Genomic DNA, 12,411 nt, shown 5'->3' with positions numbered 1-12,411 from the left:
TCCCGGGCTACGGGCTGACAACTACTATTATCGAGGTGCGCAATGTCCCGCGTATGCCAGGTTTCCGGCAAGCGAGTGCAGACGGGTAACAACGTCTCGCACGCCAACAACAAGACCCGTCGTCGTTTCCTGCCGAATCTGCACGAGCGCCGTTTCTGGGTGGCCAGCGAGAACCGCTGGGTCAAGCTTCGTGTTTCCGCGCATGCACTGCGCACCATCGACAAGAACGGCATCGATTCCGTTCTGGCTGAGCTGCGTGCGCGCGGCGAAAAGGTCTGAGGAGTAAAGCATCATGGCAGGCAAGCGCGATAAGGTCCGTATGATTTCCTCGGCCGGTACCGGCCACTTCTACACCACGGACAAGAACAAGAAGAACACCCCGGGGAAGATGGAATTCCTGAAGTACGATCCGGTCGTGCGCAAGCACGTCCTGTACAAGGAAGGCAAGATCAAGTAATCCGCACGGATTGCTGATCCCCGCGAAGAAACCCGCCCTTGTGGCGGGTTTTTTCATGTCTGGCACTTCCCCCTGGTGGGTGCCGACCCTGGTCGGCACTGCCGCACTCCCTGCGCACGCTGTCGCCAATGACGCCCTGCGCGGAATGATGGGCCGAATGCGATAAGTGATTGTGTCTACCGGTTCCGGCTCTTCGCGCGCTCCAAATCAATTGGAACGACGGGCCCTGCCGTGCCCATGATGGCAAGCCGCTGCGGTTGCAGTGGCCGGGCTTGCAATCCCGTGAAGTCAATCAATCAGTAGACTCGCCAGCCGTCGCCGGAGATCCCTCCGGCGACGGTTGGTGACCTATCCGCCTCTATGGCGGACGGTGCGAGGGGGCCTTGCGCCCGCCGGTTCGTTTGCTGATTGATTGCTTCCCGGTATTGCAACCACGCATCGTCCGCCACCTTCACGGTGGCCAGATCCGTTGAAGGAGGTTGCATGAACACCCCGTCACACCGGCAGGACCTGGAACTGGGCTGGCTGCGCCTGCAGCGCATGCTGCAAGGCATCGAGGGCATGGCGCTGCTGCTGTGCGACCACCATCTGGCACTGGCCAACGGTGCGCCGTCGCCGCTGCCGGAGGCGCAGCTGGAGCGGGCCGCACAGGCCATTGCCTGCATGGCGCTCAACGGCCGCCGCCATGCCGATTCGGTACGCCAGCTGTGCGAGGTGCCGGTGCGGCACTGAGCCATTCTGTAGAGCCGAGCCCACGCTCGGCTGCTCTGCGGTCGGAACGAAAGGCAGTCGAGCATGGCTCGACTCTACAAATCCCGCTGGGCAGAATGGCCCATCACCTCCCGACGGGCGACACGATGCTGTTCGAGTGGTTGCTGGGTTCGTACCTGCTGCTGATCGACTGGCTGATCCGGCTGGTCGCGCTGTGCTGGATTCCCACCCGCACCACGCCGGGGGCGGCGCGCAGCTGGCTGCTGCTGGTCGGCTTCGTGCCCCTGCTGGGGCTGCCGTTGTACCTGCTGTTCGGCCACCCGTGGCTGTCGCGCGAGCGCATCCGCCGCCAGGCCGAGGCCTCGCAGGTCATCCGTGAGGAACAGGCGCTGCAGCATCGCCTGCGCTGGACACCGCAGCCGGACACCGCCAGCGCCGAAATCGTGCCGCTGGTGCAGCGCCAGGGCGATTTCATGCCGGTGCACGGCAACGCCGTCGACCTGCTGACCGACTACGACGAATCGCTGCACACGCTGATTGCCGACATCGACCAGGCCGAAGACCGCGTGCACCTGCTGTACTACCTGATGTTCGATGACGCGGTCGGCGAGGCCATTGTCGAGGCCCTGCAGCGAGCGGCTGCACGCGGCGTGCAGTGCCGCGTGCTGCTCGACGCGGTGGGCGCCAAGCGCGGCCTGCGCGCCTATCGCAAGCGCCTGCAGGCGCGCGACATCGAGGTACGCGCGATGCTGCCCGGTGGCCTGCGCTGGCGCCGCAGCGGGCGCATGGACCTGCGCAACCATCGCAAGATCGCGGTGATCGACAACGAAGTGGCCTATGTCGGTTCGCAGAACCTGGCCGGCCCGCAGTTCGTGCCCGGCCACCCGAACCGCGAGCTGGTGGCGCGCGTGCGTGGCCCGGCAGTGGCGCACCTGGAAGCGGTGTTCGCCAGCGACTGGTACATGGAAACCGGCCAGCGCCTGGACGTGATCGCCGATGTGCCCGAGTGCAGCGACGACATCGCCACCCAGCTGCTGCCAAGCGGCCCGGCCTATCCGTACAGCAATGCGCGCGATGCGGTGGCGGCGCTGATCCACCTGGCACGGCGACGGCTGGTGATGGTCACGCCGTATTTCGTGCCTGACGAAGCTACGCTCAGCGCGTTGCGCATTGCGGCCTTGTCCGGTGTGCAGGTGCAGCTGATCCTCTCGGCCAGCAACAACCAGCGGCTGACCTCGTGGGCGCAGGAGGCGTACTACGACGAGCTGCTGCGCTGTGGCGTGCGCATCGCGCTGTACGAGCCGCAGTTCCTGCACGCCAAGCACATGAGCGTGGACGAGGACATCGCCGTGCTCGGCTCGATCAACATGGACATCCGCTCATTCGCGCTGAATGCCGAGATCGGCCTGGTCTGCTACGACCGCGCGCTGGTGCAGCAGCTGTGTGCGATCGAGGATGGCTACCTGCGCGAGTCGCGGCAGCTGGACCTGCAGCAGTGGCGCAGCCGCCCCACGTGGCGGCGCAGCCGCGAAGGCATCGCACGGCTGGCCGATGCGTTGATGTGAGGCGGCGGCAATCGCCCGCTTCGGCAACCCGGCCCGTCATCGCCGATGGCCTACAATCGGCGCATGACTGATTCACCGCGTAATGGCGAACTGGACCTGGCAATCATCGGTGGTGGTGCGGCCGGGGTGCTGGTGGCGATCCAGGTACTGCGCCAAGCCAAGGCGCCACTGGCGTTGGCCATTCTCGAACCGGCTTCGCAGCTGGCCCAGGGCATCGCCTATGCGACGCCGTGGCCGGAGCATCTGCTGAACGTGCCGGCGGCGAAGATGAGTGCGTTTGCCGACCAGCCCGGCGATTTCCTCGACTACCTGATGGCCGCCAACGCCTACCCGGGCGAGGCGCGCGAGGTGCTGGGCGAGCGTTACGTATGCCGCCACTACTTTGCGGCCTACCTGCAGCAGCGCCTGCAGGAGGCCGCTGCGGCCAGCCCGGCGCAGCTGCAGGTGATCGCGCAGCCGGTGCTGGGCCTGCAGCCGGATGACCATGGCTACCGGCTGACACTTGGCGATGCCCAGACGCTGCACGCCGTGCAGGCGGTGCTCGCCACCGGCAACAGCATGCGGCCGCTGCCGGTGGCCGGTGCCGAGGCACTGCCCGCCGATGATGTGATCGAGGCCTGGGACTACGACGGCGTGCGTACCCTGGCCGGTGAGCAGGCCGTGGCTATCGTCGGCTCCGGCCTGAGCATGGCCGACACCGTGCTGGCGCTGGTCGCCGCCGGCCACACCGGCCCGCTGCACGTGATCTCGCGCCATGGCCTGCTGCCGCTACCGCATGCGCATGGCGGCCTGCCCACGTTCGACCCGGCCACGCTGCTGCCGATGCGCCTGCGCCAGCGCCTGCGCGCATTGCGCGGGTTCGCTCGCCAGGCGCAGGCCGACGGGCTGCCGTGGCAGGGCGTGATGGACCGCATCCGTCCGCATGGACAGGCGCTGTGGTGCAGCCTCGACGCGGCCGACCAGCGCCGCTTCCTGCGCCATGTGGTGCGCTACTGGGACGTGCATCGCCACCGCATCGCCGAAGAGGTCGACGCACAGCTGCAGGCGCTGATCGAAAGCGGCCAACTGCGCATTCACCGGTCCCGCCTGCAACGCGTCGGCCGCGAAGGCGATGCCTTGCGGCTGTCGGGTCGCGATGCCAACGGCAATGAACAGCACTGGACGATCGGCGGCGTTGTCAACGCCACCGGCGTGGAAACCCGCGCCAATGCGCTGCGCAATCCGTTGCTGCAGCAGCTGCAGGCCGAGGGCCTGGCCCGCCCCGGCCCGCATGGGCTGGGCCTGGACAGCACGGTGCCGGGCGACCGCCTGCGTGCTGCCGGTGGCCAGCCGCAGGCACGGCTGGGCGTGCTCGGCAGCCTGCGCATCGGCAGCCTGTGGGAAAGCCTGGCGGTGCCTGAACTGCGTCAGCAGGCGCAGGCGCTGGCCAGCCAGGTGGTCGCAGGAGCCGCGACGGCGATGCCGTAAAATGGAGGCATGGATGTCTCCCACCTGCTTGATGGCCTGAACCCGGCCCAGCGCGAAGCCGTCTCCGCTCCCCCCGGCCACCACCTGGTGCTGGCCGGTGCCGGTTCCGGCAAGACCCGCGTACTCACCCACCGCATCGCCTGGCTGCATGAAGTCGATGGCGTGCCGACCCACGGCATTTTCGCGGTGACCTTCACCAACAAGGCGGCCGGCGAAATGCGCCACCGCATCGATGCACAGTTGCCCCATGGCAGCCGTGGCATGTGGATCGGTACCTTCCACGGCCTGGCCAACCGCCTGCTGCGCCTGCACTGGCAGGACGCGAAGCTGCCCGAAGGCTTCCAGGTGATGGATTCGGACGACCAGCTGCGGCTGGTCAAGCGCGTGGTGCAGGCGCTGGAGCTGGACGACGGCAAGTACCCGCCCAAGCAGATCGCGTGGTGGATCAACGCGCAGAAGGACGAGGGCCGCCGCCCGCAGCACATCCAGCCCGAACCGCACGACGCGTGGCTGGAAACCATGCGCCAGGCCTACATCGAGTATCAGGCGCGCTGCGACCGCGCCGGCCTGGTCGACTTCGCCGAGCTGCTGCTGCGCGCGCATGAACTGCTGCGCGACAACCCGGCGCTGCTGTCGCACTACCGCGCCCGCTTCCGCGAGATCCTGGTGGACGAGTTCCAGGACACCAACGCCATCCAGTACGCCTTCGTGCGCGTGCTGGCCGGTGATTCCGGCCACGTGTTCGTGGTCGGCGACGATGACCAGGCCATCTACGGCTGGCGCGGCGCCAAGGTCGAGAACGTGCAGGGCTTCCTGCGCGATTTCCCGGGCGCGCAGACCATCCGCCTGGAGCAGAACTACCGCTCCACCGCCAACATCCTCGGCGCCGCCAACGCGGTGATCGCGCACAACCCGGACCGCATCGGCAAGCAGCTGTGGACCGACAGCGGCGACGGTGAACCGATCGACCTGTACGCGGCGTACAACGAGATGGACGAGGCGCGCTACATCGTCGAGCGTGCCCGCCAGTGGGTGCGCGACGGTGGCAGCTACACCGAAGTGGCCGTGCTCTACCGCAGCAACGCACAGTCGCGCGCGCTTGAAGAGGCGCTGCTGAGCGAACAGGTGCCCTATCGCGTGTACGGCGGCATGCGCTTCTTCGAGCGTGCCGAAATCAAGGACGCGCTGGCCTACCTGCGCCTGCTGTCCAACCGCAATGATGACGCCGCTTTCGAGCGCGCGGTCAACACGCCCACCCGGGGCATCGGCGACCGCACGCTGGACGAAGTGCGCCGCGAGGCGCGCGCCCAGGGCATTTCGTTGTGGGAAGCGACGATGCTGGTCACCCAGGGCAGCGCGCTGGCCGCACGTGCGCGCAATGCACTGGCCGGCTTCCTGGGGCTGGTCAACGAGCTGCAGGCCCAGACCGTGCACATGACCCTGGCCGAGCGCGTGGACCACGTGCTGGCCCGCTCGCAGCTGCGCGAGCACTGGAGCAAGGAAAGCCGCAATTCGCTGGATTCGGAATCGCGCACCGACAACCTCGACGAACTGGTCTCGGTCGCTTCGCGCTTCGTGCGCCGCGCCGACGACATCGAGGAAGTGGGCGAGGACATGGACGAGCTGGTCGCGTTCCTGGCCTACGCCGCGCTGGAGGCCGGTGAAGGCCAGGCGCAGGCGGGCGAGGACGGCGTGCAGCTGATGACCCTGCACTCGGCCAAGGGCCTGGAATTCCCGCTGGTGTTCCTGGCAGGCATGGAAGACGGCCTGTTCCCGAGTGCACGTTCGCTGGAAGAAAGCGGGCGGCTGGAGGAAGAGCGTCGCCTGGCCTACGTCGGCATCACCCGCGCGCGCCAGAAGCTGGTGCTGAGCTACGCCGAATCGCGCCGCATCCACGGCCAGGACAACTACAGCCTGCCGTCGCGCTTCCTGCGCGAGATTCCGCGCGAGCTGCTGCACGAAGTGCGCCCGAAGGTGCAGGTCTCGCGGCCGGCATCGATGGGCGCCAGCCGGGTGATGGGCCACGCCTCGATCGAGGCACCGCCGGTCAAGCTCGGCGCGCTGGTTACCCATCCCAAGTTTGGCGAAGGCATGGTGACCGACTACGAAGGCAGCGGCGCACACGCCCGCGTGCAGGTCGAGTTTGCCGACGCGGGGAGCAAGTGGCTGGTGATGGCCTACGCCAACCTGACGGTGATCTGATCACCGTCGGGGGGCGGATCCCTCCCGCAGGGAGGGCGCTGACCCCAACGCGGTACACGTATGGGGTCGGATCCCTTTCCGTTGGAAAAGGGATCCGACCCCGATTAGGCTGCGCTCATGACCCGCAACGTGCTCTTCCTCTGCAGTCAGAACCGCCTGCGCAGCCCGACGGCCGAGCAGGTATTCGCCGATTGGCCGGGTATCGAGACCGCCTCGGCCGGGTTGCTGGCCGATGCCGAGGAAGTGCTCAGCCCCGAGCTGCTGCAGTGGGCCGACCTGGTGTTCGTGATGGAGCGCGCCCACCGCAACCGGCTGTCCAGCCGCTACAAGGCGTGGTTGAACGGCAAGCGAGTGATCTGCCTGGATATTCCGGACGACTACGAGTACATGGACCCGGTGCTGATCGAGCTGCTCAAGCACAAGGTGACGCCGTTCCTGCGTTGACGGGTTGTTGTAGAGCCGAGCCCGTGCTCGGCTGCTTCTGGCGGGAAAAGCAGCCGAGCTTGGGCTATGCCGGTCGTCCTGACCGGCACCCTTCGGGCCGTCGCAAGCGACGTTGGCAGCGGCTCCTGCCGCTACCTTCGGCTCTACAATAGGCGGCACTTCTTCCAGGAACGCCCCCATGACCGAACCCGCGCTGCACGTCACCGTGACCTTGAATGCCCGGCTGCAGCCGGAGCATCGCCACGAGCTGTTCGAAGACCCGCTCGATGCGCTGCTGCAGGCGGCCAATGTCGGCGAGATCACCGGTGGCGGCACCGCGATGTCCGACGACGGCGAGGTCGAATACGGCGATATCGAAGTGGCACTGGTCGACGTGGCCGGGGTGCCCAAGCTGATCGACCTGCTGGAGCAGCTGGGTGCGCCGAAGGGGTCGAAGATCCAGGGGGCAGGCGAAGCTGATCGCAGCTTCGGTGTGACCGAGGGCCTGGGCATCTACCTGGATGGCCTGAACCTGCCGGACGAGGTCTACGAACAGTGCGATTCCAACCACGTATTCGAGCAGCTGTCCGGGAACATCGATGGCCTGGGCGAGATCTGCAGTTGGTGGCAGGGCCCGACCGAAACCGCACTGTACATGTACGGCGAATCGTTCGAGGCGATGCGTGATGCGATTGCCGAATTCGTGTCCAGTTATCCGCTGTGCCAGAACGCACGCGTGGTGCAGATCGCCTGAGCGACATTGTTGTGGAGCCGAGCATGGGCTCGGCTCTACAGAAGGGGGCCGGCCGAGCGCGTCCCTCGGACCACGCGACGGTGCGCACGGGCCCCTGCACAGCGCCGGATTGATCCTGCTCAAGGCGCCGCCTCCACATCCGGTGTGCAATGGTGGCGTTCCCATCTGGCAGACCGCCACGGAGCCCCACCATGTACAAGCGCATCCTGATTGCCACCGACGGGTCCGAGCTGGCCGACAAGGGCCTGGCCAAGGGCCTGGAGCTGGCCAAGGACCTCAACGCCGAGGTCGATATCGTGACTGTCTCCGAGCCGTGGGCCGTCGGCATGTACGACGCCATGGGCTGGAGCGTGGGCTACATGAACAGCCCGGAATACAAGGCTGACCGCGAGGAAGGCGCGCAGAAGGTGCTGCAGCCGGCGCTGGCCAAGGCCGCCGAGCAGGGCATCACCGCCAACCCGGTGCACGTGCTGGACCGCTACGCGGCCGACGGCATCATCGAGACGGCGGCCGAGCGCAACAGCGACCTGATCGTGATGACCTCGCACGGCCGCCGTGGCGTGACCCGCGTGCTGCTGGGCAGCCAGACTGCCGAGGTGCTGGCACGCAGCACGCTGCCGGTACTGGTCATCCGCTGATCCATACCCGCAGATTCAAGCGTTCCCGGGGAGGGACCCGACGCCGGTGCGCAGGATGCGTGCCGGCGTTGTTTTTTTGTGGGGGGATCGGCGGCCGTGCCGATGGCTTCGAGGGGGTCAGAGCCCTTTCCTGTGGAAAGGGATCCGACCCCGGTCACAACCCCGGTCACCTCACCAGCTGTACAGCTTCCAGTAGACCGGCGAGACACCGTCCTTGTCGTTGTCCATGCGGCCGTCGCCGTTCTTGTCGTACATGTAGAACGGAGCACCGCGCGACGGCGTCACCTTGACCATGCGCAGCTGGCCGGACACACGGTATTCCTCGATGACATCGCCGTTGTCCATGGTGCGCCTGGACACATCCGCGCCCTTGACGTCCACCGGGGGAGCACCTGCGCCACCCATGCTGGCGCAGCCAGCGAGCAGGAGCAGGGAAGCCAGCATCAGGGTCTTCATCGGCGGGGGCCTTTGCCTGGAAAGAGCCCTGATTATGCCCCATCGCGGTGTGCGCGCCGTGTCGCCGCGGTGCAGGCACGGGCGCGTAGAATCGGCGCATGAGCAGATTAGTCCTGATCGACGGGTCCAGTTACCTGTACCGCGCGTTCCACGCGCTGCCGCCCCTGTCCAATGCACAGGGTGAACCCACCGGCGCGCTGTTCGGCGTGGTCAACATGCTGCGTTCGACGCTGAAGGAGCGCCCGGCCTACGTCGCGTTCGTGGTCGATGCGCCCGGCAAGACCTTCCGTGATGACCTGTACGACCAGTACAAGGCCAACCGCCCGCCGATGCCCGATGAGCTGCGCAGCCAGGTCGAGCCGATGTGCCGCATCGTCGAGGCGCTGGGCATCAGCATCCTGCGCGTCCCCGGCGTGGAAGCCGACGATGTGATCGGCACGCTGGCCCTCCAGGGCCTGGCGCAGGACCTGAAGGTGACCATTTCCACCGGCGACAAGGACTTCGCCCAGCTGGTGCGCCCGGGCATCGAGCTGGTCAACACCATGACCGGCAGCCGCATGGATTCGGATGCGGCGGTGATGGAGAAATTCGGCGTGCGCGCCGACCAGATCATCGACCTGCTGGCGCTGATGGGCGACGCGGTCGACAACGTGCCGGGCGTGGAGAAGTGCGGGCCGAAGACCGCTGCCAAGTGGCTGGCCGAGTACCAGCACCTGGATGGGGTGATGGCGGCCGCGCCGACCATGAAGGGCAAGATCGGCGAAAACCTGCGCGCGGCGCTGGAACGCCTGCCGCTGAACCGCGAGCTGGTGACCATCCGTACCGACGTGCAGCTGGACGCCAGCCCGACCACGCTGGCCCTGCGCGAGCAGGACGTGCCGGAGCTGACCGAGCTGTATGCGCGCTACGGCTTCACCCAGGCACTGAAGGAACTGGGCGCGCCGGTGCCAGCACCGGTGGCCGCCAGCGAGGCGACCCCGAGCCTGCGCGGCACTGCGGCCGGCTTCGCGCGTGGCAGCGTCGAGGCGCCCGCCGCTGGCACGCTGGATCCGGCACTGTCCGCGCCGGGTGAATACGAGACCGTGCTGACCGCCGAGCAGCTGCAGGCCTGGGTCGAACGCCTGCAGCAGGCCGACCTGATCAGCTTCGATACCGAAACCGATGCGCTGGACGCGATGCGCGCGCGCCTGGTCGGCGTCAGCCTGGCTGTCGAGCCGGGCAGGGCGGCCTACATTCCGGTCGGCCACGATTACCCGGGTGCGCCGGCCCAGCTGCCGATGCAGCAGGTGCTGGATGCGCTGCGGCCGGTGCTGCAGGACCCGGCGAAGAAGAAGCTGGGCCAGCACGGCAAGTACGACCTGCATGTGCTGCGCCGCCACGGCGTGGAGGTGCAGGGCTACCACGACGACACCATGCTCGAGAGCTTCGTGCTCAACTCCACCGCCACCCGCCACGACATGGATTCGCTGGCCCTGCGTTACCTGGGCTACACCACCCTCAAGTTCGAGGACGTGGCCGGCAAGGGCGCCAAGCAGATTCCGTTCTCGCAGGTGGGCATCGACGAAGCCAGCCGCTATGCGGCCGAGGACGCCGACATTACCCTGCGCCTCCATCGCGCGCTGCAGCCGCAGCTGCTGGCCGAGCCGGCGCTGGACAGCGTGTACCGCGACATCGAGATGCCGCTGGTGCCGGTGCTGACCAGCATTGAAGCCAACGGCGTGCGGATCGACACCGACGAACTGCGCCGGCAGAGCCAGGACCTGTCCTCGCGCATGCTGGCCGCGCAGCAGAAGGCCACCGAGCTGGCCGGCCGCAGCTTCAACCTGGATTCGCCCAAGCAGCTGCAGGCGGTGCTGTTCGACGAGCTGAAGCTGCCGGCGGTGGTGAAGACCCCGAAGGGCCAGCCCAGCACCAATGAAGAGGCACTGGAGGCAATCGCCGACCAGCACGAGCTGCCACGGGTGATCCTCGACTACCGCGGGTTGGCCAAGCTGCGCAGCACCTATACCGACAAGCTGCCGGAGATGGTCAACCCGGACACCGGCCGGGTGCATACCAGTTACCACCAGTCTGGTGCCGCCACCGGCCGCCTGTCCTCATCGGACCCGAACCTGCAGAACATCCCGATCCGCACCGAGGACGGCCGCCGCATCCGCCGCGCGTTCGTGGCGCCGGAGGGCTTCCAGCTGCTGGCGGCCGACTATTCGCAGATCGAGCTGCGGATCATGGCCCACCTGTCCGAGGATCCGGGCTTGGTGCGCGCCTTCGAGCAGGGCGCCGACGTGCACCGCGCCACCGCCGCCGAGGTGTTCGGGCGCACGCTGGAGGAAGTGACCTCGAACGAGCGCCGCGCCGCCAAGGCGATCAACTTCGGCCTGATGTACGGCATGAGCGCCTTCGGCCTGGCCCGCAATCTGGGCATCGACCGTGGCCAGGCACAGGACTACGTGGCGCTGTACTTCAGCCGCTATCCGGGCGTGCGTGACTTCATGGAGCGGATGCGCCAGCAGGCCCGTGACCAGGGCTACGTGGAAACCCTGTTCGGCCGCCGCCTGTACCTGAACGACATCCACGCCCGCAACCAGGGCCTGCGCGCCGGTGCCGAGCGCGCCGCGATCAACGCGCCGATGCAGGGCACCGCCGCCGACATCATCAAGCGCGCGATGGTGGATGTGGACCAGTGGCTGCGCGACAGCGGGGCACCAGCGCGGATGATCCTGCAGGTACACGATGAACTGGTCTTCGAAACCGAAAGCAGTTTCGTTGAAGACCTGCGTTTGCAGGTGGTGGAGCGCATGTCGCAAGCGGCCAAACTGCGAGTGCCGCTGGTGGTCGATACCGGCGTCGGCAGCAACTGGGATGAGGCGCACTGACGGAATTCAGGCCGAAAACGACGTGAATGTGTTCATGAGTCGGGGGTTTCTGACTCGACCATGAATGTTGCCCCGATTGAAATTCATTAAATGGGGCCCCTTCACGAACCGTTAGTGTTCGGAGTGCTTCTATAACTCCCGACAGGCGCAATGCCTGTTGTGGATCTCTCCCATCCCCTGGAGCAGATCTCGGAACGGGGACTCCTCCCCAAGTGCCCGTTCCCCGGCCCCGTTGACCTCCCCCTGGTCAGCGGGGCTTTTTATTTGCGCCAACGGAACCTCGGATGGGGTCAGATCCCTTTGCCCGTCGGGCAAAGGGATCTGACCCCAGGTGCTAGGCTGGGCCACCGTTCCGCAGGGGAAGACCATGCCCGACCTGTTCGCCCTGGCCATGCCGTGGTGGGAATTCATCCTGCGCGCGGTGGTGGTGTATGTCGTGGTGCTGGGCATGGTCCGGCTGGGCGGCAAGCGGGCCCTGGGGCAGATCACGCCCTTCGACGTGCTGCTGATCGTGCTGCTGGGCAACGCGGTGCAGAACGCGCTGCTGGGCGCTGACACCTCGCTGGGCGGCGGCCTGCTGCTGGCGGCGACCCTGATCCTGCTGAACTACGGGGTGGGCTGGCTGACCACCCGGAACCGGCGGATGGAGCGGTTGATCGAAGGAGAACCCACCGTAATCGCGCGCGATGGTCGCCTGTTCGAGGCGGTACTTCGCCGCGAGCTGATCAGCCGCGCCGACTTCGATGCCGCGCTGCGCCAGCAGGGCGGGCTGCAGATTGAAGACGTGCAGATTGCCCTGCTGGAGACCACCGGGCACATCACCATCATCGCGCGGAAGGGCAGCTGACCAGCGCCGAGCCCACGC

12 protein-coding genes are annotated in these 12,411 nt (G+C 67.1%); 11 read left to right on the top strand and 1 reads right to left on the bottom strand.

Annotated features, from left to right (window positions below):
* Positions 1-42: 42 nt before the first annotated feature.
* The 9 genes from rpmB to ACEPA4_RS19565 all read left to right on the top strand — a co-directional run bounded on the left by rpmB (position 43) and on the right by ACEPA4_RS19565 (position 8,217).
* Positions 43-279: a 50S ribosomal protein L28 gene (gene rpmB / locus ACEPA4_RS19605; RefSeq protein ID WP_005411638.1), complete on the top strand. Its 237-nt coding sequence runs from the start codon at positions 43-45 to the stop codon at positions 277-279.
* A gap of 10 nt (positions 280-289) precedes the next feature.
* Entirely contained in the window at positions 290-457 is a 168-nt protein-coding gene (gene rpmG, locus ACEPA4_RS19600) for a 50S ribosomal protein L33 (RefSeq protein ID WP_169411268.1), read from the top strand.
* Between the two features lie 483 nt (positions 458-940).
* Positions 941-1,189 carry a hypothetical protein gene (locus tag ACEPA4_RS19595; RefSeq protein ID WP_005420350.1) on the top strand — a complete coding sequence of 83 codons (249 nt, stop codon included), beginning with the start codon at positions 941-943 and terminating at the stop codon, positions 1,187-1,189.
* Positions 1,190-1,314: 125 nt separating this feature from the next.
* Positions 1,315-2,733 carry a cardiolipin synthase gene (gene cls, locus ACEPA4_RS19590; protein WP_014648869.1) on the top strand — a complete coding sequence of 473 codons (1,419 nt, stop codon included), beginning with the start codon at positions 1,315-1,317 and terminating at the stop codon, positions 2,731-2,733.
* Between the two features lie 45 nt (positions 2,734-2,778).
* Positions 2,779-4,200: an FAD/NAD(P)-binding protein gene (locus ACEPA4_RS19585; RefSeq protein ID WP_262090204.1), complete on the top strand. Its 1,422-nt coding sequence runs from the start codon at positions 2,779-2,781 to the stop codon at positions 4,198-4,200.
* A gap of 9 nt (positions 4,201-4,209) precedes the next feature.
* Positions 4,210-6,402 carry a DNA helicase II gene (gene uvrD / locus ACEPA4_RS19580; protein ID WP_262090203.1) on the top strand — a complete coding sequence of 731 codons (2,193 nt, stop codon included), beginning with the start codon at positions 4,210-4,212 and terminating at the stop codon, positions 6,400-6,402.
* A 117-nt stretch (positions 6,403-6,519) separates the two neighbouring features.
* Positions 6,520-6,846, top strand: a complete 327-nt coding sequence (locus ACEPA4_RS19575) for a low molecular weight protein tyrosine phosphatase family protein (protein WP_005420343.1) — start codon at positions 6,520-6,522, stop codon at positions 6,844-6,846.
* Between the two features lie 178 nt (positions 6,847-7,024).
* On the top strand, positions 7,025-7,579 hold the full coding sequence (locus ACEPA4_RS19570; protein ID WP_053498326.1) for a hypothetical protein: 555 nt from the start codon (positions 7,025-7,027) through the stop codon (positions 7,577-7,579).
* Positions 7,580-7,770: 191 nt separating this feature from the next.
* Complete coding sequence (locus ACEPA4_RS19565) at positions 7,771-8,217, top strand: universal stress protein (protein WP_005420335.1); 447 nt, start codon at positions 7,771-7,773, stop codon at positions 8,215-8,217.
* Between the two features lie 171 nt (positions 8,218-8,388).
* Here ACEPA4_RS19565 and ACEPA4_RS19560 read toward each other — a convergent pair whose 3' ends face one another.
* The gene (locus tag ACEPA4_RS19560) at positions 8,389-8,673 is read right to left on the bottom strand and encodes a DUF2782 domain-containing protein (protein ID WP_065185913.1); all 285 of its coding nucleotides are present in this window, start codon (positions 8,671-8,673) and stop codon (positions 8,389-8,391) included.
* Positions 8,674-8,771: 98 nt separating this feature from the next.
* Between ACEPA4_RS19560 and polA the strand changes: the two genes are divergently transcribed.
* A complete protein-coding gene (gene polA, locus ACEPA4_RS19555) occupies positions 8,772-11,546 on the top strand; it encodes a DNA polymerase I (RefSeq protein ID WP_164092784.1) in 2,775 nt (924 codons plus the stop codon).
* Between the two features lie 367 nt (positions 11,547-11,913).
* Positions 11,914-12,393, top strand: a complete 480-nt coding sequence (locus tag ACEPA4_RS19550) for a DUF421 domain-containing protein (RefSeq protein ID WP_053498330.1) — start codon at positions 11,914-11,916, stop codon at positions 12,391-12,393.
* The last annotated feature ends 18 nt before the right edge of the window (positions 12,394-12,411 follow it).

The organism is Stenotrophomonas sp. P2112 (assembly GCF_041897515.1).
GTDB classification, from domain to species: domain Bacteria; phylum Pseudomonadota; class Gammaproteobacteria; order Xanthomonadales; family Xanthomonadaceae; genus Stenotrophomonas; species Stenotrophomonas sepilia.
This window is presented reverse-complemented; position numbering and strand designations above follow the sequence as displayed.